The organism is Pseudomonas sp. JR33AA, from assembly GCF_021378985.1.
In the GTDB taxonomy this organism is placed as follows: domain Bacteria; phylum Pseudomonadota; class Gammaproteobacteria; order Pseudomonadales; family Pseudomonadaceae; genus Aquipseudomonas; species Aquipseudomonas alloputida.
Map to the genome: position 1 here is coordinate 252,485 of NZ_JAJSAW010000005.1, position 26,135 is coordinate 278,619.

Here is a 26,135-nt window from a genome sequence, read left to right on the forward strand (position 1 = left end):
TGCTGCCGCTACCGTATTCGCGGGTGAACCCGCTCCTACAGGGGGGCGCGCAGCAGTTTCTGCCGCCAGCTTTCCTGCTCCTGTGCGCACGCCTCGACCAGATACGCGTAACGCCCGGCCATCCGCACCGCCACCGGTACCCCGTCGCGATACAGAAGTCGGTTGCCAATCACTGCCGGCACTTTCGCTCCGGGCAGCAACGAGCCGATCAGGTTCAGCGGGTCACCGGCGCTCACCACCTGCAGTGTGCCGTCCGGTTCACGTCGTCTCACTTGCCGCAACAATACTACCGCCTCGGGCAAGGCGAACTGTTCACCGGCCAGCCCGGCAATGAAGCGCCCGCCCCGGATTTCGCCACGCGCTTCCAATCGGTGATAGCAGCGCAGCAGCTCACGCCAGGGCGGCAGTACATCACTCTCGCGCGCCAACAGCCGCCAGCAGATCACGCCATAGCGGCGCAGCAGCGTGCGGGCAATGTGCTCCAGGCGCTGGTCGTGATCCGGTGGCGCATCGCTGCGGCGCAGCAGGGCCCAACGTCCGGCATGCGCCATGCTGCTGGAAAGCGGCGGGTGACCTCGGCGGCTGTTACGTGAGCTGCGCTTGGTTGCAGGCGTGATCAGGCTGCGCAAGCCAGTGAAGCTGTCCGCTCCGGCCAGGCCCGAGCCCACCAGCTCCTGCAGTGCAGTTTCCAGTTCACTGGGCAGCAGGTGTGCCTCATGTGCCAGTTCATCGAAGAACAGCGCACCCTGGGTTTTCAGCGCTTCGTGCACACGCTGTGCACGTAGGCCAAGGGCGTCGATAGCAGGTGCCGGCGCCAGGCTGCGCCACGTGTTCAACTGGTCACGCGGCAGCAGCACCAGTGGGGTACTGGTCAACGTGCTGCTCGCCACTGTTGCCGCCAGCCGGCTCCAGGCAAACTGGCCGCTGCGGCAGGCTTCGTCGAGCCAGTGCGGGCTGTAGTCTTTGATACGCGCCGGCAGCAGTTCCGCCTCCCAGGCCGCTGCGGCGCTGGGGAACCCTTGTAACTGGCCCAGCACTTCGGCCACCGCCTGCGGACCACGCAGGCGCTCGTCAGGCGCCAGGTGCTGCCAATCGAACAGAAAGCGCATGAAGTCTTGCAGGCTGACCGGTTCTATCTCGCGGCGCAGGCGTTTGACCGTGTAGCGGTGGATGCGCGCCAGCAAGTGGCGTTCGCACCATTGCAGGTCAGTTGCACCTGGGCTGAAATGCCCGCGCAGCAAATAGCCTTCGGCTTCCAGGCGGGCCAGAGCCTGCTCGATATCGATGGCCGGTTTGCCCAATAGCGCAGCGATCTGCGCCAGGGTCTGCGGGCCATGGCCGCTCAGGCGGGCACGCAGCAGTTCGCTCAGTGCGTTGTCGGGCTCGATGGGCTGGTCGAAGCCAGCGAGCCGTTCGAGCGCTGGCTCCCTGTGCGCTGTGGGGTACAGCGCCAGCAGCAGGCTCAGGCGTTCGCGGGCCAACCAGAGCTTGGCATCGGGCAGGCGCAAGGCACGCCCGGCCTTGGCCAGCTGCCTTAGCAGCAAATCCCAGCCAGGGTTGGCATCTACCTCGGCCTGACCGATGGCGCCCAGGCTCATCAATGCTTCGTGCATTTCGTCGGAATTGGCCGGCTGTGGCCAGGCCTCGGCCGCGACGGCAGCAATGGCATCAGCGTCCAGCGCACCCAGGTCATCGCTACTGTGCACGTCCTTCCAGCGCCGGTTGAGTACCGCCTGGGTACGTCGTTCTTCCAGTGGCGCATCGTCCAGAAAGGCATAAGGCCGTGCGTTGAGAATCGCTGAAGCCAGCGGCGAGGGGGCGGGCAAGTCGCGGCACAGCAAGCGCACTGCACCGCTTTCCATGCGCCGCAGCAGAGCCAGCCAGCCTTCGCTGTCCATCGCCTCGTGCAGGCAGTCGTCGAGGGTTTGCTCGACCAGCGGGTGGTCGGGAATCTGCCGCTCGCCGACGATGTTCTCCAGGCAGGCGATCTGGTCGGGGAACACGGCGGCAACCAGGTCCTCACTCTTCATGCGCTGGATTTGTGGCGCCACCTTGCGTCCCCCCACAAAGCGCGGCAGTGCCATGGCCACGCCGGCATTCCAGCGCCAGCGCACGCCAAACAGCGGTGCATCGAGCAGGGCCTGGATGAGAATCGGCTCGGCGCTGCGGCTGTTCAGGTAACGCCACACTTCGTCCAGCTCGAAACTGTGGCTGGTCGACAGTGACAGCACAATGGCGTCCTCGCTGGCGGCAGCTTGCAGCTCGAAGTTGAAGGTGCGGCAGAAGCGCTTGCGCAGGGCCAGGCCCCAGGCGCGGTTGATGCGGCTACCGTAGGGAGAGTGAATGATCAGTTGCGTCCCGCCGGACTCATCGAAAAAACGTTCCATCACCAGCGTTTCCTGCGAGGGCAGGGCGCCAAGCACTTCACGGGTGCGGGCCAGGTAGTCGAGCAACTGGCCCGCACAGGCCTCGTCCAGTTCGAAGGTTGCCTGCAACCAGGCCAGCACCTCGACCGTGTCACCGCCTGCCTGCGCCAGTTGCTGGTCGATTCGTGCCTGCAGCCGGGCCACGGCGGCCGACAGCTCGTCACTGCGCCCCGGCGCTTCACCCAGCCAGAACGGAATGGTCGGAGGCAGGCCATGAGCATCCTCTACCCGCACGCGGCCCGGCTCGACGCGCAGAATGCGATAGGAGGCATTGCCCAGCTGGAAAATATCGCCGGCAATGCTTTCCACGGCAAAGTCTTCATTGACGCTGCCGATGTTCAGCGCCTGCGGTTCCAGCACCACGGCGTAGTCGGCGTTGTCGGGGATAGTGCCGCCGCTGGTCAGCGCAGTCAGTTGGCTGCCACGTCGGCCACGCAGCGTGCCGCTCACTGCGTCACGGTGCAAGTAGGCACTGCGCACACCCTGGCGGCCGTTGTAGCCCTCGGCGAGCATGCGCAGCAGGGCCTGGTAATGGTGCTGGTCAAGCTCGGCATAAGGTGTGGCCTGGCGCAGGCAATCCAGCAGATCCTGTTCGTGCCAGGCCTGGTTGCTGGCTTCTGCGACGATCTGCTGGGCCAGCACATCCAGCGGTGCCCGGGGGATGTGCAGTGCGTCCAGTTCGCCCTGTCGAACGCAGTCAAGCAGGGCAACGCATTCGATCAGGTCATCGCGTGAGGTGGCGAACAGGCGCCCCTTGGGCACACCATCGACCTGGTGTCCAGCGCGGCCAACCCGTTGCAGAAAGGCGGCAATCGAGCCCGGCGAGGCGATCTGGCAGACCAGGTCGATATCGCCGATATCAATGCCAAGCTCCAGCGAAGCGGTCGCTACCAGCACCTGGAGCTGGCCGCTCTTGAGCCGCTGCTCTGCGTCCAGGCGCAGCGCCTTGGACAGGCTGCCATGGTGCGCGGCAACCGCCTCCTTGCCCAGCCGGTCGCTGAGGTGGCGGGTGATACGTTCGGCCAGACGCCGGGTGTTGACGAAAACCAGCGTGGTGCGGTGTTCACGGGCAAGGGTGGCCAAGCGGTCATACACCAGGCCCCAGACATCAGTGGCCATCACCGCCCCCAGCGGTACCGGCGGCACTTCGATGGCCAGGTCACGCTTGCGGGCATGGCCGATATCGACAATGGCACAGGGGCGCCCGCTGCCCACCAGAAACTGTGCCACCCGTTCGACCGGGCGTTGTGTAGCGGACAGGCCGATACGCCGCAGTGGCTTGTTGCACAAGGCTTGCAGGCGTTCCAGGGTCAGGGCCAGATGGGCGCCACGCTTGTTACCGGCCAAGGCATGGATTTCATCGACGATTACCGTGTGCACATGGGCCAGGCCTTCACGGCCGGACGCCGAGCCCATCAGCACGTAAAGCGATTCGGGGGTCGTCACCAGAATGTGCGGGGCCAGCTTGCGCATGGCGGCGCGTTCCTTCTGCGGTGTATCGCCGGTGCGGACCGCCGTGGTGATGCGTGGGGCGTTCAGGCCTTGCTCTGCAATGGCTTGGCTGATGCCTTCGAGCGGGGCCTGCAGGTTCAGACGAATGTCATTGGACAGGGCCTTCAGAGGTGAAACGTAGACCACCAGGGTCTGTGCGGGCAGTTCGCCCTGGTGCTTCATGCCTTCACGCAGCAGCTCATCAAGCACGGCCAGAAATGCGCTCAGGGTCTTGCCTGAGCCGGTCGGCGCGGCCAGCAGCATGGATTGCCCGGCGTGGATCAACGGCCAGGCCTGTGCCTGGGCATCGGTAACCGTGGCGAAGTGGCGGCGGAACCAGGTGCTGACGGCAGGGTGGAACAGCTCGAGCACCCGGTGGTGTTTGGCGGGCAGGTTCATGTGTTGTTTATGGAGGGTGTGCAGCAGGTTGGCAAGGGGCCGCTCGTCTGTCAGGGCGACACAGCAATGACCGGCCTTGTCAGGCCAATGCCCCCATGGGATCCTCGCGGGTCATTTTATTCAGGGAGCCCACTTCATGCCCAACATCATCCGCATCGCCGCCGCCTTGCTGATCGATCCTCAGGGCCGCACGCTGCTGGTGCGCAAGCGTGGCACCGAGGCCTTCATGCAGCCAGGCGGCAAGATCGACGCCGGTGAAACGCCGGTACAGGCGCTGGTGCGCGAGTTGCAGGAGGAACTGGGCCTGCGCATCGACCCGGCTCAGGCCATGCACCTGGGCCAGTTCAGTGCCCCCGCCGCCAACGAGCCAGGCTTCGAAGTGCAAGCTGAACTGTTCCGTGTCGACAGCGCCGCAGCCGTGGTCCCGGCCGCAGAGATCGAGGAGGTGCTCTGGCTGGCTGCAGATCAGGCACCCGTCGTGCAACTGGCACCCCTGACCCGCGACTTGATCCTGCCGCTGTACCGCCAGGCGCTCAACGCACCGCGCTGACACCGTCGAGGGTGGCGAACGAGGTGTCCTTGGCCGTCAGCAAAAAGTCGCGCATGTACGGGGCATCGAGCATGTCGGTGCGTACGGCGGCATAAAGCGTGGCAAACAGGCCTTTTTCGCCCAGGCGTTTGCCCTTCACATAGCCGCGCGAGCTGTACTCGTGCAGCGCCCAATGCGGCATGCCGCATACGCCACGGCCGCTGGCTACCAACTGCATCATCATCACCGTCAGCTCCGAGGTACGCACGGCGGCTGGCTCGATATCGGCCGGCTCCAGGAAGCGGGTGAAGATGTCCAGGCGATCGCGCTCCACCGGGTAGGTGATCAGCGTCTGGTCGAGCAAGTCTTGCGGCACGATGTAAGGCTTGCTGGCCAACGGGTGCTGGTTGGCCACTGCCAGCATCGCCTCGTAGGTGAACAGCGGCACATAAGTGATTCCTGCCAGGTCCACCGGGTCGGAGGTCACCACCAGGTCCAGGTCGCCGCGGGCAAGGGCCGGTAGCGGGGCGAAGGCAAACCCTGAGGCCAGGTCCAGTTCCACTTCCGGCCAGGCATCACGGAACTGGTCGATGGTTGGCATCAGCCACTGGAAGCAGCTGTGGCATTCGATAGCCATGTGCAGGCGTCCGGCTGTGCCTCCGGCCAGGCGCGCGATGTCGCGTTCGGCACTGCGCAGCAACGGCAGGGTGGCATCAGCCAGTTGCAGCAGACGCAGCCCGGCGCTGGTGAAGCGGATCGGCTTGGTCTTGCGCACGAAAATCGGCAGGCCCAGGCGCTCTTCCAGCTCCTTGAACTGGTGCGACAACGCCGACTGGGTCAGGTGCAGGCGTTCGGCAGCCTCCACCAGGCTGTCGGCTTCGCGCAGGGCATGAAGGGTTTTCAGGTGACGGATCTCCAGCACAGATGACTCCGGGGTGTGGAATTGAAGAAACAGGAAATAAGTTGAGTTTCCCTCATGATGCGACATCTGTCGACTGGGCGATCGTCGTACCGCCTGGCGGGAGTCATGAAACTGTCACCGAACTGTGGCAGCGCGCCCGAACAGAATTCATCAGACTCGCGCTCTACTGGGGATCTGCATTCTGGTGTTTCTTTCATGCGGGCTTTTTGGCTTTGTCTTTTCTTCCTGTTCAGCGTACCGGCGAGTTTTGCCGAACAGCGCTGTGACGCCCAGGTGCCTGTGCAGCGTGCCGAACTCGGTGGCGTCAGCCTGGTGTACCAGAGCGTCGGTGCACCCCGCGACCCGGCTTTGCTGCTGGTCATGGGCTTGGGCGGGCAGCTGATTCATTGGCCGGACGACGTGGTCGAGGCATTGTGCCGCCAAGGTTTTCGGGTGGTCCGCTATGACAACCGCGATGTCGGCCTATCACGTTGGAACCAGGTGCCACCGCACGCCAACCTGACGCTCGAACTGTTGCGTTACAAGCTGGGCCTGCCCGTGTCGGCGCCCTATACGCTGACTGATATGGCAGATGACGGCTTGCGCCTGATGGACGCGTTGGGCGTGCGCCAGTTTCATGTATTGGGGGTGAGCATGGGTGGCATGATTGCCCAGCACCTGGCGGCGATGGCGCCTGAGCGTGTGCGCAGCCTGACGCTGATCATGTCCAGTTCAGGGGCAGCGGGGCTGCCGGCGCCGGCCCCGGCGTTGGTGCAGTTGCTGGCCCGGCGCAGCGCACCGAACCGTGAAGTGGCTATCGAGCAGCAGGCCGACCTGCTGGCGGCCCTGGGCAGCCCTGAGGTACGAGACGACCGTGAAGTGTTGCTACACCAGGCGGCGCAGGCCTACGACCGGGCGTTCAACCCTGACGGGGCCAAGCGCCAGATCATGGCGATACTGGCCGAGCCGAGCCGCGTCGCGTTGCTCAACCAGTTGCGAGTGCCGACCCTGGTGGTACACGGCACCGCTGATCCGTTACTGCCGGTGATGCATGGCGTGCACCTGGCGGCGCATATCCAGGGCAGCCAGTTGCGCTTGATCCCGGGGCTGGCGCACCGTTTCCAGGAACCGTTCAAGGCGCCGTTGCTGGGTGCGGTGTTGCCTTATTTGCAGGCGCACAGGCAAGCAGTCACGCACATTGCAGGGCTCTGAATCTGCGCTGGCTTCGTCGCGGGCTTGCCCGCTGCCACAGGGGTTGCACTGATCTCAGGCTTGCCAGTTCGGGATCAAGTCAGCCGAGGCCGTATTTTTTCACTTTGTCGAACAGCGTGGTCTTGGCCATGCCCAGCTCCTGGCTGGCCTGGCTCAGGTTGCCGCCCGTGCGTTGCAGGGCATCGGTGAGCAGGTTGCGTTCGAACGCTTCCACCGCTTCGGCAAACAGCAGGCCTTGGTTGGCACCACCGCTGGGGCCTTTCTTGAACGCTGGCAGGCCGAGGGCATAACGTTCGGCCACGTTGCGCAACTCGCGCACGTTACCCGGCCAGTCATGGGCCATCAGGCGTGACAGGGTCTGGCTGTCCAGTGTCGGTGTTTCGCGGTCGAAGCGCAGGGCCGACTGCTGCAGGAAATGTTCGAACAACTGCAGGATATCTTCACGGCGCTCACGCAGCGGCGGCAGCTCCAGGGTGACCACGTTCAGCCGGTAATACAGGTCGCTGCGGAACTGGCCGCTCTGGCCCAAGGCATCGAGGTCGGCCTTTGTCGCGGCGATCACCCGGCAGTCCACCGGGATGCTCTGGTTCGAGCCCAGTCGCTCCAGGGTGCGCTCCTGCAACACGCGCAGCAGCTTGATCTGCAGGTTGATTGGCATGCTCTCCACTTCATCGAGGAACAGCGTGCCGCCATTGGCGTGTTCGATCTTGCCGATGCGGCGTTTGCCGGCACCGGTGAAGGCGTTGGCCTCGTGGCCGAATATCTCGCTTTCAAACAGGTTTTCCGGCAGGCCTCCACAGTTCAGCGCCACGAACGGGTGGCTCTGGCGACGGCTGAAGTCGTGCAGGCAGCGCGCGACCAGCTCTTTGCCGGTGCCGGTCTCACCTTCGATCAACACGTTGGCTGAGGTGTCGGCGACGTTGGCGATCAGTTCGCGCAAGTGGTCCATGGCCGGTGAGCGACCAATGATGCGCCCCTCCAGGCTGCTCTGTTCGGCCAGTTGGCGGCGCAGGGCCACCACTTCGCGTGACAACCCGCGCTGTTCCAGCGCGCGGCGTACCACATCGACCAGGCGCTCGGGGGAGAACGGCTTTTCCATGAAGTCGTAGGCGCCGTTACGCATGGCGCCGACGGCCATGTCGATATCGCCATGGCCCGTGATCAGCACCACTGGCAGGCTGCGGTCACGTGCCTTGAGGCGATTGAGCAGCTCCAGGCCATCGATGCCCGGCAGGCGGATATCGCTGACGACAATGCCGGCGAAATCGTCGCCGATGCGTTCCAGCGCCTGTTCGGCGCTGCCCACGCCCTCGCAGGCGATATCCTCCAGGGCCAGCGCCTGCTGGCAGCCGAGCAGCACATGCGGGTCGTCTTCGACGATCAGGACGGTAAGAGGCGCTTGGTTCATGGATGCTCTGCCGATTCGCTAGGGGGAGAAACCAGGGGCAAGGCCAGGACGAAGGCGGTGCCGCCGGTGGCGGGATGCTCGACGTTGAGGCTGCCCTTGGCGGCGGCGGCAAGGGAAGCCGACAAGGTCAGGCCCAGGCCCAGGCCATGCTCGCCCGGTTTGGTGGTAAAGAAGGGTTCGAACAGGTGCTTGCGCGCTTCGGCGTCGATACCGTGGCCGTTGTCGCGCACCTGCAAACGGTACTTGTCGCCCTGCAACTCGCCCTCCAGCCACAGCTCAGGCTGCGGTTGCGCGGCCATCGCGTCAAGGGCATTGCCGATCAGGTTGACCAGAATCTGCTCCAGGCGGGTCTGGTCGATGGCCAGTTGCTGGTCCTCGAACTGGTGGTGCAATTGCAAGTGACAGGCACTGACGCGGTTGGCCAGCACCTGCAGGGTAGCCTCCACCGCCTTGGCCAGTGAAGCCTGGCCGCTGTCATCGCCGCGCCGGGCGAACGAGCGCAGGCTGGCGGTGATGCGGCCCATGCGGTCAATCAGGTCATTCATGGTGCGCAGGTTGGTGCTGGCGGTTTCCAGCGCCCCGCGCTCAAGGAAGCGCACCGTATTGCCAGACAAGGTGCGCAGTGCCGCCAAGGGTTGGTTCAGCTCGTGGGCAATGCTGGTGGACATTTGCCCGATGGCGGCCAGCTTGCCTGCTTGGACCAGTTCATCCTGGGCGTGGCGCAAGGTCTGCTCGGCATGCCGGCGCTCGCGAATCTGGCCCTTGAGGCGTTCGTTGCTGGCGCGCAGGTCGGCGGTGCGTTCGGCAATCCGCCGCTCCAGCTGACTGTTGGCTTCTTCAAGGGCTTCGCGGGCCGCCAGGCGGGTGGCGATCACTTTACGCCGTTCGTTCCAGGCAATGCCGAGGATCGCCAGCAGGGCAAAGGCCACGCCCACCAGAATGCCCTGCACCATGGATTCGCGACGCAGGTCTTGCAGTGGGGTCAGCAGGGTGAAATGCCAGGGCGTGTCGACCAGGCGCCTGGTTTGCGCCAGGTACGCCACCTCGTGCGGTGTGCCATGAGCGGTTTCGGTGTTGGCCGGGAAGGTCAGCTTTTCCACACCATCGGCCAGGGTTTCCCGGGCCAGAGGCTGCAATTCGTTCAGCGGCCACCAGTAGTACTGCAGGCTTCGCGCCAGACGCTCCTTGATTTGCGGGGTCAGCGGGCGCACCGACTTAAGGCGCCGGGCCGGGTCACTGGAGAGGATGATGATGCCATTCTCGTCGCTGACGAACGCCTCCAGGCGGGCACGCTGCCAGCGCTCCTCGAGGGTGTCCAGGCGTACCTTGATCACCGCAACGCCGATGATCTTGCCGTGCTCCTCAAGCCCATGGGCCAGGTAATAGCCCGCCTCGCCCGTGGTACTGCCGATGCCATAGAAACGCCCGGGCTCGCCGCGCACGGCAGTCTGGAAGTAGGCGCGGAAAGACAGGTCTTCCCCCAGGAACGAGTCGGCATCGCGCCAGTTGCTGGTGGCCTGCACCCGGCCATTGGTGTCGAGGACGAAGATGGCCCGACTGCGACTGCGACGGTTCAGGCCTTCAAGGTATTCGTTGACTGTCTGGCGTGAGGCGCCGTCCGGGTCGGTGAGCAGGTGCGAGACGCTGTCTTCCAGCTCCAGCAGGCTCGGCAAGTAGGTGTACTTGCTGATTTCGCTTTCGACCGTGCGTGCGTGCAGCTCCAGCTGGCGTTCGCCGTTTTCGCTGAGGGTGCGGATACCATTGCTCTCGCTGATCAGGTAGCCAGCCAGCCCTAAGCCGACCATCAGCAGGATGATCAGTGGTGGTAACAGCAATTGGCGGATCAGGCGGGATTTCACGGCAGGCTTGGCAGGGCGAAGTAGCGAGGGGTCGCATTTCATCACAGTGGCCTTGTCACGACCAGCATCCGCTGCCCGGTGGGTCCCGTGGCAGCGGATGCAGTGGCCGGGTCAGTGCTGCAGGATCTTGCTGAGGAAGTGCTGGGTGCGCTGGTCGCGGGCGCTCTGGTCACCGAAAAACTCTTCCTTGGTGCAGTCTTCGATGATACTGCCCTTGTCCATGAAGATGACCCGGTTGGCGACTTTGCGAGCAAAGCCCATCTCGTGGGTTACGCACATCATGGTCATGCCTTCATGGGCCAGTTGCACCATGACGTCCAGTACCTCGCTGACCATTTCCGGGTCCAGTGCCGAGGTGGGTTCGTCGAACAGCATGACGATCGGGTCCATCGCCAGGGCGCGGGCGATTGCCACGCGCTGCTGCTGGCCACCGGAGAGCTGGCCGGGGTGCTTCTTGGCATGGGCGCTGAGGCCTACACGTTCGAGCAGCGCCAGGCCCTTCTTGGTGGCTTCCGCCTCGCTGCGGCCCAGTACCTTGCGCTGGGCAATGGTCAGGTTCTCGGTGATGGTCAGGTGCGGGAACAGCTCGAAGTGCTGGAACACCATGCCCACACGCGAGCGCAGCTTGGGCAGGTTGGTCTTCGGGTCGGCAATCGAAGTGCCATCGACCACGATGTCACCTTTCTGGAACGGCTCCAGCGCGTTGACGCACTTGATCAGGGTGGACTTGCCCGAGCCCGACGGGCCACAGACCACCACCACCTCACCTTTCTTGACCTCGGTGCTGCAGTCGGTCAGTACCTGGAAGTCGCCGTACCACTTGTTGACGTTCTTGATGGAAATCATACGGTGATCCTTTTTTGCAGGCGCTTGACCAGCCACGAAGCGGAGAAGCTGATGAGGAAGTAGATGACGCCGGCGAAGATCAGGAACTCATGGGAGCGCCCGATGATGTCGCCGTTGGAGCGTGCCGAGTTGAGGAAGTCGACCAGGCCCACGGTGTATACCAGCGAGGTGTCCTGGAACAGGATGATGCTCTGCTGCAGCAGCAGCGGGGTCATCTTGCGGAAGGCCTGGGGCAGGATGATCAGGCGCATGGTCTGCGCGTAGTTCATGCCCAGCGCTTGTGCGGCGCCCATCTGGCCCTTGGAGATCGACTGCACGCCGGCGCGGACGATTTCGCAGAAATACGCGGCCTCGAACATCATGAAGGCGACCACACAGGAGGTGAAGGCACCCACCGGGGTATCTTCGCCGGTGATCCAGCGCAGCACGAACGGTACCGCCAGGTAGAACCAGGTGATCACCAGCAGCAGCGGGATCGAGCGGAAGTAGTTGACGTAGGCGCCGGCCAGGTTCGCCAACAGTTTGCTCGACGACAGGCGCATCAGGGCCAGGATGGTGCCTAGCACGATACCACCGATGACTCCCATGACCATCAGTTGAAGGGTCATGACCATGCCCTCCCAGAGGGCAGGCAGTGCGGGGATGATTTCGCTGAAATCCATTTCCATTTACTTGCCCCCCACGGAGATCAGGCCAGGCACGGCGACTTTCTTCTCGACCATGCGCATGAGCAGCATCAGGCCCATGTTCAGGGTGAAATAGATCAAGGTGGCCAGGGTAAACGCCTCGAACAGGTTGGCGGAAAACTCAGCGGTCTGTTTGGTCTGCGCCAGCAGCTCCATCAGGCCGATCAGCGACGCCACCGAGGAGTTCTTGAACACGTTGAGGAACTCGGAGGTGAGCGGCGGAATGATGATCCGGTAGGCCTGAGGCAGCAGCACATTGTTATAGATCTGCGGGAGGCTGAAGCCCATGGCGCGGGCGGCAGCTTCCTGGCCTTTGGGCAGCGCCTGGATACCGGTACGTACTTGCTCACAGACGCGTGCGGCGGTGAACAGTCCCAGGCAGATGACCACGCTGATCAGCGCCGAAGTGGTCGGGTTGAGGTCTTGCTTGAACCATTCCTGCAAACCTTCTGGCAGCAGGTCCGGTACCAGGAAGTACCAGATGAACAGTTGCACCAGCAGTGGCACGTTGCGGAACAGTTCCACGTAGGCGGTGGCGATACCCGATACCAGACGGTTCGGTACGGTGCGCATGACACCGAGGACTGACCCCAGCAGCAGCGCGATGATCCAGGCGGTGATGGCGATGGCGATGGTCCAGCCCAGGCCGGTGATGTACCAGTCCAGATAGGTTTCGCTGCCCACGCCGGTGGACTTGAAGAACACGCCCCAGTCCCAGTTGTAATTCATCGGGATTTCCCCTCAGACGGTTGTTTCACGGGCACCTTCGAACATCCGGGGGCGCAAGGCGCCCTCGGATGAAAGGTTAGACACTAATGAGTGGCCTGCAGAATTGATTCGTGTTTGTGAGCAGCAGGCCACTATTTGCTGAGGATCAGGACTTCTTCTCGTCCGCAGCCTTGTCGGTCGGCTCGGCGATCAGTTTTTTCAGCTCGTCGCTCATCGGGAACTGAAGGTTAAGGCCTTTTGGTGGAATCGGCTGTTGGAACCACTTGTCGTAGCTCTTGTTGACTTCGCCCGACTTGAAGTAGGCAACGATGGCGTCGTCGACCGCTTTCTTGAACGCAGCGTCATCCTTGCGCACCATGCAGCCGTAGATTTCGTACGACTGAGGGGTACCGGTGATGACCCAGTCCGCAGGCTTGCGCGCCTTGGCCATTTCACCGGCGAGCAGGGCGTCGTCCATCATGAAGGCCACGGCGCGGCCGCTTTCGAGCATGTTGAAGGCTTCACCGTGGTCCTTGGCGGAAATCACGTTCATCTTCATCTGCTTGTCGGCGTTCATCGCCTTGAGGATGCGCTCGGAGGTGGTACCGGCGGTGGTCACCACGTTCTTGCCGGCCAGGTCCGGGAAGTCTTTGTATGCAGGCTGACCGTCCTTGACCTTGGTCAACAGGCGGGTACCGACTTCGAAGATGCCGACCGAGAAGCCGACCTGTTGCTGGCGCTCGACGTTGTTGGTGGTGGAGCCGCACTCCAGGTCGACGGTGCCGTTCTGCACCAGCGGAATACGGGTTTGCGAGGTGACCAGGTTGTAACGGACCTTGATGTCCGTGCCCAGTTGTTTTTTCAGCGCGTCGACGACGGCCAGCTGGATGTCATGCGAGTAACCGACGGGCTCGGGTTTACCGGCCAGGTAGGAAAATGGAATGGAGGAGTCGCGGTGCCCCAGGGTGATGGTGCCCGATTCCTTGATCTTCTTCAGGGTGCCGGTGAGCTCCTCGGCCATGGCCGGCGAAGCGATGACTGCAGCCGCGATGGCTGCGCCCAGCAATTGACGAACGATACGCATCAAATTTTCCTCGACGTGTTTGTTTTTTTTATGGAGCCGTTGGCGGACTCTTTCGTTCAACGAATACAGGATGAAGCGAGTGTATTCGGCTACCAAGTGTAGAGCATGAGTCGTGCCAAGCTCTGTTTCGGATCATAACCTCCCGCAGAGCCGCGGTATCTACGCTTGTGTGAAGGTTATTGCACACCTTTTTACGTCGGAACTCCGAATGAAGGCTTCTCATGCGTTCGGTTATCCGAACGAGTGCGAGCGAGCTTGAGCCTGACACGCCAGCTTTAAATACTGCCATCCCCTGAGACGAAGCTGTTGAGCTTGCTGCTTCTTTTTCAGGAGCGCCTGCCATGTCCGTGATTCCCATACCCGCCGACTCCATCGATGCCTTCATCGCCGGCCAGCTGAAGGGCTGGTTGAAGGCGGCCAATGTCGATCTGCTACTGACCTTCCACCGGGCATTGCACAATCAGCAGGCCGCTGCCGAACGCGTAAAAACGGCGATGGCGGGAGTTCCGAGCCTTGTGAACTTTGCCACTGATCTGCTCGTACCGGCGTTGCGAGCCGAAGGCCTGGCGCAGGTGGATGTGCGCACCATGCAGGTCTACATCGAAGATGACTTACCCATGCCCAGCGCCGCGCCGCGCGTGCATACACCCTGGCGGACCGTCCACCGCCAACTGCCTTTGTTGACGGCGGCACTGCATAACTTCCGCGAGATCGATATCGCGCCCACCATCCACCGTCGCGCCCATCTGCGTGATGCGCAGGGGAACACCTTGCCACTGTCGTTCGAAGCGTTTGCCCGTTGTTGCAGGCGATTGGATATTGGCGGGCAGTACCAGCGATTACTCCACGCGCAGCTGTTCCCGAAAAGCCGGCCTCCAGCGCCTGAAGGGTACGCTCACGAAGCGGTCAAACGTTTGGTGGAAGAAAATCTGCGTGCCAACATGGAGGTTGCATTGCGCATGGCCAGGCTCAAGTCCGAACTTGATGAGCTCGACTATCTGCGTTTGCTGCCGGTGTTTGCAGCCAAGCCTGTGGTGCCGGCTGTCACCGGCCTCGCCACACCTCGTCAATTGTTCCTCCTGGGCAAGCGCATCCATGGCGTTGTGGCTTGGGAAATGCGTGACCACCCCGGAGGGCCGCTGCAGGGAATCGTCTGCTGGATCCCGCAGGACCCTTATCAGCCAGTCACCAGGCACGCCTCCTGGGATAGCCTCTACCGGTCGACGGCCAAGAGGCTGCGCGCGCCGCACTACCGATCTTTTTTCAACCGGTTCCTGAGTGAACGAGACAAGCCCGCCTTTACAGTGACGCTTGGCCGTTTGCTCGAAGCGGGCAGTCACCAGGCGCCAGTGGAACTGGATGGCCGCAACTTCCCGATCGATACGCCTGTATTCACCTACCTGCGCGCCTTGCAGGTCGACAAGTTGCTTGATGATGCACGGGTGCTGGCAGTACCTACCGCCGATGAAGACGCGGATGAACGCCGTCAGTGGTGGGAAATCGTTAAAAGCGCGGGGCTCGACGCGCTGACCCTGGCAGCGCTGTTCGTTCCGGTGGTAGGGGAGGTGATGTTTGCCGTGGCAGCGGTGGACATCGTCAGCGAAGTGTACGAAGGCTACGCTGCCTGGAAGTTGGGTGACCGAGAGGCAGCGTTGGAACATGTGTTCGGGGTCGCGGAAAACGTTGCCCTCGGCGTAGTCGTGGGGGTGGGGCAGGTCGGGGTGGGCCGATTGCTCAAGCGGATACCTTTCGTCGATGCGCTCACGCCTGTGCACAAAGGCGAAGGCCGATTCCGGCTGGGACAATTGCCAGCCTCGGCCCATCACATCGACGGTGGCGGGGCGCTGATGCGCAAGTTTGGCGGAGACCTGGCGCAGGTTTCCGACCACTGCGCAGACAGAGTTTTGCGCATTACCGGGCTGGAACAGAACCATTTACGACATCTGCACGTGCAAGAAGCGCAGGCGCCTGCACGGTTGCGTGATGCTCTGGCTCGATACACGTGCCATGAGCTTTATCCCGAACTGAGCGGGTCGGCGTTCGAACGAACACTGGCCGCTCGCCAGGCCCCCGCTTCTGCCGCAGGCGCCTTGCTGATCAGGGATTTCCCGGGCTTGCCCGTGGCAGGCGCTGAAGAAATCATTGCGCAAGCCACGGGTGAGCAGGTCGAAACGCTGCTGGACACTGGCAGGGTACCCCTGGCCATGGCCGAGCGTGCGCGTTGGTTCCTGCGCGAGCGTCGGCTGGACAGGGCGCTGATGGGGTTCGAGCATGATGGTGCGGTGAATGACGATACCATGCGCCTGGTACTGGGGTGGGTCACCCAACAGGCCCCGTGGCCGGCCTCAATGCGTATCGAGTTACGTCAGGGTGAGGTACGGGGTCGTCTGGTGGCAGGCAGCGGGGCCATGGACGCCGCCCAGACGAAAGTCATCATCCAGACCGAACAGGGGTACCAACTGGCAGACAGCCCTTCGCCAGTGCTGGGGCAGGGCTTTTTGCCCTGCCTGATCCAGACGTTTGAAGCGGACCAGCGGGCTATTTTGGGCGGCCCCCAGCTTGATGTCCGCAGTATGGGTGAGCAGCTGGCGCGCCTGGCCTGCGCAGATCGGGAAAAAACGGCTCAGTTGATCGGGCTACCACCCCTGGCGGGGCGCTATCGCCCGCCGCCACGGATTGCCGACGGCCGCGTCGGCTATCCGCTCAGTGGTGGTGGCGAAAGCAGCCGCCAGGCGATTCGGCGCGGTATCCATGAGATCTTCCCGACTTTCACCGAAGCTGAGCTGGACGCTTATCTGCATGAGCTCCGCGGCCGCGGAATCGGGCTCTGGCGCCACCTGAGCGATCTGCAGCGGCAGCTGGAGAGCTTGCGCACAGCACTCGATACCTGGCAGCAGCAGCGTGTAAGTATGCTGGACGGTTTCAGGCGCCGACGTGTGGCCAACCAGATTCGCCGCGCCTGGCGCCGCAAAACCGAAGACCTCACCGGCGACGAGTACGTTCTGCATATAGAGGGCGAACAGGTCGGCAGCTTGCCAACGTTGCCGGCTGCTATCGACTTCAACCATATTCGGCGTTTGACGCTGCGTAACATGGCGCTCGAGCAGGTGGACGAAAACTTCCTGCGCCGGTTCGGCTCTATTCGCGAGCTCGACCTGCGCGGCAACCAGCTGACTCGCCTGCCGGCCGGCATCGAACATCTGAGCGGACTGCGAAGCCTGCGCCTGTCCGGTAACCGGATCACCATCGACAGCGCAGCCAATGGCAGGCTCGCCAGCCTCTCGATGCTTCAGGTGCTCGATCTGAACTACAACCCCTTGGGCCAGGTGCCCGATCTGTCGGGTTTGCGCCATTTGCGTGAGGTGACGCTGCGGGCAACCGGGCTGGATGGCTTGCCAGCACAGGACCACATGCCGTGGAGGGGCCTGATAGACGTGCGCGAGAACCGTATTCGCCAGATCAATGGCGAGTTGCGCACCCTGGATGCGCGGCTGCGTCGCATGTCGCTGCATGACAATCCGCTAGATCAGGCCAGTGAGGCGTCGATTGACGCAAGCCGCAGTGAATCGTCAGCCACCCGCAGCAACTCTTATCGACATGCCATTGCGGACGGCGATGTGCGCGAACAATGGCTGGGCGAAGCCCCAGAGGGGCTGCGCAACCGGCGCATGCAAATCTGGACGCAGCTGTCTGAAGACCCGCAGTCGACAGACTTGTTTCGATTTCTCGCAGATTTCGCCGGTTCTGAGGATTTCCAAGGGCACCCGCGCTACTACCGATCAAGGATCTGGCAAATTCTCGAGCTGTGTACCGACAACACCGATGTACGCGAAGCGGTGTACTGGCAGACCCAGGGGCCACGGACCTGTGAGGACCGGCTGTTGATCATCCTCAGCAACCTGGAGGTCAGGGCGCATATTGCCCTGCATTCGGCAGGCGCCGGCATGGCGCAGGCCGAACAGACCTTGTTACGCCTGGGGCGGTCGCTGTACCGCCTGGATCAGGTGGATACCATCGCTGCCCGGCACATAGAGGAGATGCGTCGCGACCCTCATATCGTGGTGGACGATATCGAGGTCTATCTCGTCTACCGAGTCAACCTGGCGGACCGGCTGGACCTACCGGCACAACCGCGGCATATGCATTACGCCGAATACAGCCGAGTGACGGCCGATCAGATAAGACGCGCTGGTGCACAAGTGCTTGCAGGCGAAAACCCCGAAGAGCTCAGCCGGTCGCTGGCCCAGCGCGAATTTTGGCAAGGTTTTGTGCGTAACCGTTATCCGCAGCGCTTCGAGGCGTTGGCCGCGCCCTATCATGAACAGCTCGAGCAAGCCGAGCAGGAGGCGGGCAGCCGGGGCGAGCAGCATTACCTTGACCGGGCAGCAACCTTGATGGAGGCGCTCAGCGCAGAGGAACGGGCACTGTACCTGGAACTGGCGAGAGCTGCCTACCTGCGCCAAAACTGAGCGACTGGCGACCGCCCATGCAGTCGCCAACACCGCCTCAGGCGGCGTTGATCTGGGCGTCGCCTTGCGCCAGATAATCCGCCAGCGCCTGCTGCTCGCTGGTGCTGGTGAACAGACCGAGCTTGCTGCGCCGCCAAAGGATGTCCTGCGCACTGACAGCCCACTCGTTGGCCCGAAGGTAATCGACTTCGCGGGTGAACAAGCCGCCGCCGATTGCCTGGCCCAGATCGTTCGGGCCGTTCGCGCCTTCCAGCAGTTGCCAGGTGCGGCTACCGTAGGTCGAGGCCCAGCGCTGGGCGATGGCCGGTGCCAGCCACGGATGCCGGGCAAGCAGCGCTTCGACCAATGCCAGCGGGGTGCTCATGCCCTCGCCACCGGGCAGCGTGGCACTGGCGGTCCAGCTTTGGCCCATCTGGTTGAAGAAAGGTTTGAGTTGCACCATGGCTGATTCTGCAAGCTTGCGATAGGTCGTCAGCTTGCCACCGAATACCGACAGCAACGGCGCCTCGCCCTGTGCGGCAGACAGCGCAAGGGTGTAGTCACGCGTAACCGCCGATGGGTTGTCCGACTCGTCGTTGCACAGCGGCCGCACGCCGGAGTAGGTGTGCAGGATATCGCCGCGGCTCAGCTGATGATTGAAGTGCTCGTTCACCACGTTCAGCAGGTAGTCGGTTTCCTGCTCGGTGATCGCCACCTTCGCCGGGTCGCCGCTGTACTCCCGGTCTGTGGTGCCGATCAGGGTGAAACGATCCAGGTAAGGAATGCAGAAGACGATGCGCTGGTCCTCGTTCTGCAGAATATAGGCGTGATCCCCTTCGTAAAGCCGTGGCACGATCAGGTGGCTGCCCTGGATCAAGCGAACGCCGTACGGCGCGTGGAGCTTCAGGTCATCCTTGATGAAGCTGGCCACCCAAGGGCCAGCGGCGTTGACCAGGGCGCGCGCACGTATGCTCTGCAGGCTGCCATCGGCATGCTGCAAGTCTACCTGCCAGAGGCCGTCGACTCGTTCGGCACGCAAGCAGCGGGTACGGGTGAGAATGTCGGCCCCGTGTTCACGCGCAGCCATGGCGTTGAGCACTACCAGGCGGGCGTCATCGACGGCGCAGTCGGCATATTCGAAGCCGCGCGTAATGGCCGGTTTGAGCGGGTAGCCCGGGCCAAAGCGCAGGCTGCGGGAGGCCCCCAGGCGCTTGCGCTTGCCTAGGTGGTCGTAGAGGAACAGGCCGGCACGGATCATCCAGGCCGGACGCAGGTGCGGCCGATGCGGCAGCACGAAACGCATTGGCTTGACGATATGCGGCGCCTTGGCCAGCAACACCTCGCGCTCGGCCAGCGCCTCGCGCACCAGGCGGAATTCATAGTGCTCCAGGTAGCGCAGGCCACCGTGGATCAGCTTGCTGCTGGCCGACGAGGTGTGTTGCGCAAGGTCGTCCTTTTCACACAGGAACACTTTCAGGCCACGCCCGGCGGCGTCGGCAGCAATACCCACGCCATTGATGCCACCGCCGATCACGGCGAGGTCATAGCAGTCGGCGAGTGGTGGCTGGGACGAAACGGACTGGGACACGGGCAAGGCCTCCTGGGGCTGTTCACATCGAATATGAACATTGATGTTCGTTTTCGAAAATACTAACGCAACAGAAAGCCAGTCGCCAGTCAGTCTTCATAGAAAAAACTGATCATATGGCAATTAAGTGAACAATTTCGAAAATATGGGGCCGCTTAAACGGCCCGTTTGCGACTCAAACCACGTCCAGGCGGATCTTGTACTGGTTGAGCAATTGATGCAGGGCGGGCGTGGGCGGCTGGTCGGTCACCAGGCAGTCGACCAGGCTGATCGAACCCAGGCGCACCATGGCATTGCGCCCGAACTTGCTGGAGTCGGCAGCCAGAATGACCTGGCGGGCGTTGGTGATGATGGCCTGGGATACTCGTACTTCCTGGTAGTCGAAGTCCAGCAGGCTGCCATCTTCATCGATGCCGCTGATACCGACCAGGGCGAAGTCGACCTTGAATTGGCTGATGAAGTCGACACTCGCCTGGCCGACCACACCCCCATCGCGGCGCACCGTGCCACCGGCCACCAACACTTCGAAATCATCCTTGGCAGCGAGAATGGCGGCCACGTGCAGGTTGTTGGTGATCACTTTGAGGTGGCTGTGGTTAAGCAAAGCCCTGGCGATGGATTCGGTGGTGGTGCCGATGTTGATGAACAGCGAAGCATGGTCGGGGATCTGCCGCGCCACGGCATCTGCGATGCGTTGCTTTTCGTCGCGCATCTGGTCGGCGCGCATGGCATAGGCGGTGTTCTCGATGCTCGAGTCATAGGCCGCGCCACCGTGGTAGCGGCGTAGCAGGTTGAGTTCGGCGAGCTGGTTGATGTCGCGGCGGATCGTTTGCGGGGTGACGATGAACAACTGCGCCATTTCTTCGATGCTGACGTAGCCGCGTTCGCGCACCAGCTCGAGGATTTGTTGTTGGCGTGGGGGCAGATTCATGGGCGGTCCTTATGGGCTGCCGGACAAATTCTGCAATGATGCCGCAGGAAGCGGATGACGGCCAGTGGACGATGGGGCCGCCAGGCGGCCCATCGCATGCCAGTTCCACTTCGACCGCATCGGCTTCAAGCCGCATGCAGTGAATGTGAGAGCCGGCTCGCCGGCGATTGGCTGCCCTGACGCTGGATCAGGCGTCGTGATCTTCCCAGTCACGCGTACGGTCGACGGCCTTGCGCCAGCCGCGGTAAAGCTGCTCTTTCTGCGTTTCGTCCAGCTGTGGGCTGAATTCGCGCTCGATGATCGCCTTGTCGCGCAGCTCGTCCAGGCCACTCCAGAAACCACAGGCCAGGCCCGCGAGGTAGGCAGCACCCAATGCTGTGGTTTCGCGCATTTGCGGCCGCTCCACGCAGGTACCGAGGATATCGGCCTGGAACTGCATGAGGAAGTTGTTGGCCACCGCGCCACCGTCGACGCGCAATTCGGACAGGCGTTGGCCACAGTCCTGTTGCATGGCGTCGAGCACGTCGCGGGTCTGGTAGGCGATCGACTCCAGCGCGGCGCGGATGATGTGGTCGACCTTGACCCCACGGGTCAGGCCGAACAGCGCGCCACGGGCGTACGGGTCCCAGTAAGGGGCGCCGAGGCCGGTGAAGGCAGGTACCAGATAGACGCCGTTGCTGTCCTTGACCTTGCTGGCGAAGTACTCGGTGTCCAGGGCGTCGTTGACGATCTTCAGTTCGTCGCGCAGCCATTGCACGGTTGAACCGCCATTGAACACGGCGCCTTCCAGGGCATAGGCCACTTCGCCACGCGGGCCGCAGGCAATGGTGGTGAGCAGGCCGTGGGACGAGTTGACCGCCTTGTTGCCGGTGTTCATCAGCAGGAAGCAACCGGTGCCATAGGTATTCTTGGCCTGGCCCGGCTCCACACACATCTGACCGAACAGCGCGGACTGCTGGTCACCGGCGATACCGGCGATGGCGATGCCGCTCTTGGTGTGCCCATAGACTTCGGAAGACGGACGCACCTCGGGCAGCATCTGGCGTGGGATGCCGAGGATTTCCAGCAGCTTTTCGTCCCACTGCAGGCTGTGGATGTTGAACATCAGCGTACGCGAGGCGTTGGTGTAATCAGTGACATGCACCTTGCCACCGGAGAACTTCCAGATCAGCCAGGTATCGATGGTGCCGAACAGCAGTTCGCCGCGCTCGGCGCGCTCACGGGCGCCTTCGACGTTGTCGAGGATCCACTTGAGCTTGGTGCCGGAGAAGTACGGGTCGGTGACCAGGCCAGTGGTTTCGCGGATGTACGCTTCGTGGCCGTCACGCTTGAGCTGGGCGCAGATTTCGGTGCTGCGGCGGCACTGCCAGACGATGGCGTTGTACACCGGGCGGCCGGTCTCTTTGTCCCATACCACGGTCGTTTCACGCTGGTTGGTGATACCGATGGCGGCCACCTGGGCATGGCTGATGCCGGCCTGGGCGAGCGCCTCGACCATGGTCGCGCTCTGCGTGGCGAAGATTTCCATCGGGTCATGCTCGACCCAGCCCGCTTGCGGATAGTGCTGGGCGAATTCGCGCTGCGAGGTGCCGACCACATTGGCGTCGCGGTCGAAAATGATCGCCCGCGAACTGGTGGTGCCCTGGTCCAGGGCGATGATGTAGTTCTTATCCTGGGTGTCTGTCATGGTCGTAGGCCTTGCAAAAAGAGGGGGTCAGGGCGCAAGCATCAGTTGGCTTGAGTATCGCCCTGGCGATTGTCGTTTGTCTCAGGGTTCGCGTTTTGCGTCACCGGCAGGTTGCGGGCGATCAGGCCGCGATAAGTCGCGGCGCCCAGGCAAGCGCCCAGTATCGGTGCACACACCGGAACCAGGAAATACGGGATGTCCCGGCCGCCAGTGAAGGCGATTTCGCCCCAGCCGGCCAGGAAGGTCATCAGTTTTGGCCCGAAATCACGGGCCGGGTTCATCGCGAAGCCGGTCAGCGGGCCCATGGCACTACCAATCACGGCGATCAGCAGGCCGATCAGCAGCGGTGCCATGGCTCCGCGGGGCAAGCCGTTATTGTCGTCGGTCAGGGCCATGATCACCGCCATCAGGATCGCGGTGATCACCACTTCGACCAGAAAGGCCTGGCCCGTGGTGAGGGAAGGGTGTGGATACGTGGAAAACACCGAGGCCAGTTCAAGGCTTTCAGTGCTGCCGCGCAGCATGGCGTGGGTTTGTTCGAAATCGAAGAAGAGGCTGCTGTACAAGGTGTAGACCAGCGCCGCGCCGCAGAACGCACCGCACACCTGGGCCAGCATGTAGAACGGCAGTTTGCGCTTGTCGAAACCGGCGAACAGCGCCAGTGCGATACTCACGGCCGGGTTCAGGTGCGCGCCGGAAATGCCGGCGGTGAGGTAGATCGCCATGCTCACACCGACGCCCCAGATGATACTGATCTCCCACAGCCCGAAGCTGGCGCCCGCTACCTTGAGCGCGGCGACACAACCGGTGCCGAAAAATATGAGCAGCGCCGTGCCGAGGAACTCGGCCAGGCATTGGCTGGACAGCGTGGGTTCGCGTAGAGCAGTCGTCATTATGACCTCGTTTTTTTTGTTGTGAGGCGCGTGGGCGCTCGACAGCAAAGCCTGGTGTCTATCCCCGTTGACCCCAGGCAGATGTAGGAACGCACCTTATAAGTGCACCATTTATTCGGAAACGAAAAAATATAGACAAGAAACGCTTATGTCAAAGGTCGAAAGTGAACGGTCGGTCACGTTCTGGACGGTATATGCGCCGCTGAGTCCGCGTGCTAGACAGGTGGGTAGGGCATAAATTGGCTGGGTTGTGGGAATTGTCCTAAAGTAGCCGATCTGTCCTAGACCGGAGCCCTGCATGACCCCCGCCCTCGATTTACTGAAAAAAGCCCGCGCCGAGCACCGCGTGCACAGTTACGAACATGACCCCAAATCGGCGTCATACGGCCTGGAGGCAGCGGAGAAGCTAGGGCTGGATCCGCAGCAGGTTTTCAAGACCTTGCTGGCCAGTAGCGAAAGGGGCGAATTACTGGTTGCGGTGGTGCCGGTAGTGGGCACGCTGGACCTCAAGGCGTTAGCCCACGCCGCGGGTGTGAAGAGGTGCGAGATGGCAGACCCCGCAGCAGCGCAGCGGGCCACAGGCTACTTGGTCGGGGGCATCAGCCCGTTGGGGCAGAAGAAGCGCCTGCGCACCTTCATCGATGATTCGGCGCAGAACTTTGCAACTATCCATGTCAGCGCTGGGCGCCGTGGATTGGAAGTGGAGTTGGCAGCTGCGGTGTTGGCCGCACATACCCAGGGCACGTTTGCCGGAATCGGCCGGGGCTGATTCCACAAAGCGTGCGTTTTCTCAAGCAGACCACTGTACCTGTGGGAGCCGGCTTGCCGGCGATGGGCCGCGAAAGCGGCCCCCGTTTCATGATCAGGTCGCCGAGCTGTACCGACGAACCCCGTTCTCCTGGCGCGGCAATTGCGCCGCAACACTGCCCGGCACCGGGAACAGCACCAGGTGATCAGCCTTCACGGCAATCCCGACAGCTTCACCGACCTGGTGGTCGATATGGCTTGGGAATATCGCTTCCAACTGGCTACCGGTGGGCAGTTGCAGGCGGTACAGGGTCGATGCGCCGAGGAAACTCTTGCCGACGATGTTCGCCCGAAGCGCGCTGTCTGCGGCAGGCACGATGTCGTCTGGGCGCAGCAGCACGTCCACCGAGCTGCCCGGTGCCATGATGTAGGCGCGGTTGCCACGCAGCTCGCCGAGTTCGGTATTGACCGATTCGTGGCTGCTCATCTGGCCGCGGATGAAGTAACCCTGGCCGATGAAGCTCGCAACGAACGGGGTTTGCGGCTCATGGTAAAGGTTGTAGGGCGTGTCCCACTGCTCCAGGCGGCCTTCCTTGAATACGCCCACGTGGTCGCTGACCGCAAAGGCTTCTTCCTGGTCATGGGTGACCAGGATCGCGCTGGTACCGCGGCTTTTCAGGATGTCGCGGACCTCATGGCTGAGGCGCCGGCGCAGCTCCACATCGAGGTTGGAAAACGGCTCGTCGAGCAGTAGCAGTTGCGGTTCGGGGGCCAGCGCCCGGGCCAGGGCAACGCGCTGCTGCTGGCCACCGGAAAGCTCGTGCGGGTACCGCCCGCCCAGGCCACCCAGCTTGACCAGCTCGAGCATTTCTTCCACCACCTGCGCCTGTTCAGGGTGCTTGGCGATGCCGAAAGCGATGTTCTGCGCCACGGTCAGGTGCGGGAACAGTGCGTAGTCCTGAAACACCATGCCGATCCGGCGTTTTTCCGGGGACAGGGTGAAACCGGCGCGGGAAATAACCTCGCCGGCCAGCTGGATCTCACCCTCGTGCACCGGCTCGAAGCCGGCGATCGCACGCAGGGTGGTGGTCTTGCCGCAACCCGACGAGCCCAGCAGGCAACCGATGTCGCCTGCGTTCAAGTGCAGGTTGAGGTTCTGGACGATGCGCTGGTCGCCGTAGCCGCAGGCGAGGTCGCGCAGGTTGAGCAGTAGAGGTTGACTCATGCGTGGTGGTAAGCCGGTTCGACAAGGAATTCGAGAAGGGCCTTCTGTGCATGCAGGCGGTTTTCAGCCTGGTCCCAGGCGACCGAACGAGGGTCGTCGAGCAGGTCATGGCTGATTTCCTCACCGCGATGGGCGGGCAGGCAGTGCATGAACAGGGCGTCGGGTGCCGCCAGGTCGAGCAGAGCGCGGGTGACCTGGTAAGGCGCGAAATGCGCCAGGCGCCGTGCAGTTTCCTCCTCTTGCCCCATGGAAGTCCAGACATCGGTGGTTACCAGGTGCGCACCGCGGACGGCTTCACGCGGGTCACGGATGAGCTGCACGCGATCACCGCCCAGTGCCATGAAGCGTGGATCGGGGTCGTAGCCTTCCGGGCAGGCGATGCGCAGCTGAAAGTCGAACTGCTGGGCAGCTTCGATGTACGAGTTGCACATGTTGAAGCCGTCGCCGATCCAGGCAACGGTCTTGCCCTGGATTGAGCCGCGGTGCTCATGGAAGGTCTGCATGTCGGCCAGCAACTGGCAAGGGTGCGACTCGTCGGACAGGCCGTTGATCAGCGGCACGCGCGAGTTGGCGGCGAATTCGGTGAGGGTGCTGTGGGCGTGGGTGCGGATCATCACCGCATCGACCATGCTCGACAACACGATGGCGCTGTCACTGATCGGCTCGCCTCGGCCCAGCTGGGTGTCGCGCGGGGACAGGAAGATCGCCTGGCCGCCGAGTTGGATCATGCCAGCCTCGAACGACACCCGGGTGCGGGTCGAAGATTTTTCGAAGATCATGCCCAGAACGCGGTTTTTCAGGGGTTCGAACAGCACGCCGCGCTTGCGCAGGTCCTTCAGCTCGATGCCTCGGCGGATCACCCCGAGCAATTCGTCGGTGGTGAAATCCAGCAGGGAGAGAAAGTGCCTAGCGCTCATGATTGACTACCTTATCTGCAACGGTATGCAGGTCGACCGTATGGTTTTTTTTGACAACGGGAGTGACCTGCGGCGTAAGCCGCACGGGGCGGACGAAATAGGGAAAGGCGCAATACTATAATTAAATGTCGCCTGAAACCAAGAGGGGAA

Annotated in this window: 18 protein-coding genes; 4 read left to right on the forward strand and 14 right to left on the reverse strand. The window is 62.7% G+C overall.

All coding sequences use genetic code 11. From position 1 onward, the window contains the following. Positions 1 to 35: 35 nt before the first annotated feature. Positions 36 to 4,316, reverse strand: a complete 4,281-nt coding sequence (locus LVS58_RS11115) for a DEAD/DEAH box helicase (RefSeq protein WP_233691104.1) — start codon at positions 4,314 to 4,316, stop codon at positions 36 to 38. A 136-nt stretch (positions 4,317 to 4,452) separates the two neighbouring features. Between LVS58_RS11115 and LVS58_RS11120 the strand changes: the two genes are divergently transcribed. Then, entirely contained in the window at positions 4,453 to 4,866 is a 414-nt protein-coding gene (locus tag LVS58_RS11120) for an NUDIX hydrolase (protein ID WP_233691105.1), read from the forward strand. Here the strand turns inward: LVS58_RS11120 and metR are convergent. Further along, positions 4,850 to 5,767 carry a transcriptional regulator MetR gene (gene metR, locus LVS58_RS11125; RefSeq protein ID WP_003254981.1) on the reverse strand — a complete coding sequence of 306 codons (918 nt, stop codon included), beginning with the start codon at positions 5,765 to 5,767 and terminating at the stop codon, positions 4,850 to 4,852. The two genes, LVS58_RS11120 and metR, sit on opposite strands and share 17 nt — an antisense overlap. A 195-nt stretch (positions 5,768 to 5,962) precedes the next feature. On the opposite strand from metR, the gene LVS58_RS11130 reads away from it, so the two are divergent. Continuing rightward, entirely contained in the window at positions 5,963 to 6,958 is a 996-nt protein-coding gene (locus LVS58_RS11130; RefSeq protein WP_233691106.1) for an alpha/beta fold hydrolase, read from the forward strand. A 79-nt stretch (positions 6,959 to 7,037) separates the two neighbouring features. Here the strand turns inward: LVS58_RS11130 and LVS58_RS11135 are convergent, their stop codons facing one another. From LVS58_RS11135 to LVS58_RS11160, 6 genes are all read right to left on the reverse strand, one after another. Next, on the reverse strand, positions 7,038 to 8,366 hold the full coding sequence (locus LVS58_RS11135; RefSeq protein WP_267954391.1) for a sigma-54-dependent transcriptional regulator: 1,329 nt from the start codon (positions 8,364 to 8,366) through the stop codon (positions 7,038 to 7,040). Next, positions 8,363 to 10,267 (reverse strand): sensor histidine kinase, encoded by a 1,905-nt coding sequence (locus tag LVS58_RS11140; RefSeq protein ID WP_233691107.1) that lies wholly within the window; start codon positions 10,265 to 10,267, stop codon positions 8,363 to 8,365. The genes LVS58_RS11135 and LVS58_RS11140 overlap by 4 nt, the downstream gene beginning before the upstream one ends. A 69-nt stretch (positions 10,268 to 10,336) precedes the next feature. After that, entirely contained in the window at positions 10,337 to 11,071 is a 735-nt protein-coding gene (locus LVS58_RS11145; RefSeq protein WP_020190711.1) for an amino acid ABC transporter ATP-binding protein, read from the reverse strand. Then, positions 11,068 to 11,739, reverse strand: a complete 672-nt coding sequence (locus tag LVS58_RS11150) for an amino acid ABC transporter permease (protein ID WP_233691108.1) — start codon at positions 11,737 to 11,739, stop codon at positions 11,068 to 11,070. The genes LVS58_RS11145 and LVS58_RS11150 overlap by 4 nt, the downstream gene beginning before the upstream one ends. After that, the gene (locus tag LVS58_RS11155) at positions 11,740 to 12,486 is read right to left on the reverse strand and encodes an amino acid ABC transporter permease (RefSeq protein WP_012051388.1); all 747 of its coding nucleotides are present in this window, start codon (positions 12,484 to 12,486) and stop codon (positions 11,740 to 11,742) included. Between the two features lie 145 nt (positions 12,487 to 12,631). Then, positions 12,632 to 13,549 (reverse strand): glutamate/aspartate ABC transporter substrate-binding protein, encoded by a 918-nt coding sequence (locus LVS58_RS11160; RefSeq protein WP_019438136.1) that lies wholly within the window; start codon positions 13,547 to 13,549, stop codon positions 12,632 to 12,634. A gap of 341 nt (positions 13,550 to 13,890) precedes the next feature. On the opposite strand from LVS58_RS11160, the gene LVS58_RS11165 reads away from it, so the two are divergent. Next, on the forward strand, positions 13,891 to 18,018 hold the full coding sequence (locus tag LVS58_RS11165) for an NEL-type E3 ubiquitin ligase domain-containing protein (protein ID WP_233691109.1): 4,128 nt from the start codon (positions 13,891 to 13,893) through the stop codon (positions 18,016 to 18,018). Positions 18,019 to 18,055: 37 nt separating this feature from the next. On the opposite strand, the gene glpD is transcribed toward LVS58_RS11165, so the two are convergent. The 4 genes from glpD to LVS58_RS11185 form a co-directional block, all read right to left on the reverse strand. After that, complete coding sequence (gene glpD / locus LVS58_RS11170) at positions 18,056 to 19,585, reverse strand: glycerol-3-phosphate dehydrogenase (RefSeq protein ID WP_233691110.1); 1,530 nt, start codon at positions 19,583 to 19,585, stop codon at positions 18,056 to 18,058. Between the two features lie 175 nt (positions 19,586 to 19,760). Further along, positions 19,761 to 20,516, reverse strand: a complete 756-nt coding sequence (glpR, locus tag LVS58_RS11175; protein WP_233691111.1) for a DNA-binding transcriptional repressor GlpR — start codon at positions 20,514 to 20,516, stop codon at positions 19,761 to 19,763. Positions 20,517 to 20,703: 187 nt separating this feature from the next. Beyond that, positions 20,704 to 22,203: a glycerol kinase GlpK gene (glpK, locus tag LVS58_RS11180; RefSeq protein WP_233691112.1), complete on the reverse strand. Its 1,500-nt coding sequence runs from the start codon at positions 22,201 to 22,203 to the stop codon at positions 20,704 to 20,706. A gap of 41 nt (positions 22,204 to 22,244) precedes the next feature. Beyond that, on the reverse strand, positions 22,245 to 23,096 hold the full coding sequence (locus LVS58_RS11185; RefSeq protein WP_233691113.1) for an MIP/aquaporin family protein: 852 nt from the start codon (positions 23,094 to 23,096) through the stop codon (positions 22,245 to 22,247). A gap of 298 nt (positions 23,097 to 23,394) precedes the next feature. On the opposite strand from LVS58_RS11185, the gene ybaK reads away from it, so the two are divergent. Then, complete coding sequence (gene ybaK, locus LVS58_RS11190; protein WP_233691114.1) at positions 23,395 to 23,865, forward strand: Cys-tRNA(Pro) deacylase; 471 nt, start codon at positions 23,395 to 23,397, stop codon at positions 23,863 to 23,865. A gap of 93 nt (positions 23,866 to 23,958) precedes the next feature. Here ybaK and LVS58_RS11195 read toward each other — a convergent pair whose 3' ends face one another. Continuing rightward, on the reverse strand, positions 23,959 to 25,068 hold the full coding sequence (locus LVS58_RS11195) for an ABC transporter ATP-binding protein (RefSeq protein ID WP_233691115.1): 1,110 nt from the start codon (positions 25,066 to 25,068) through the stop codon (positions 23,959 to 23,961). After that, positions 25,065 to 25,985, reverse strand: coding sequence for an ornithine carbamoyltransferase (gene argF, locus LVS58_RS11200; RefSeq protein WP_233691116.1), 921 nt, complete (start codon positions 25,983 to 25,985; stop codon positions 25,065 to 25,067). The genes LVS58_RS11195 and argF overlap by 4 nt, the downstream gene beginning before the upstream one ends. Between the last annotated feature and the right edge of the window lie 150 nt (positions 25,986 to 26,135).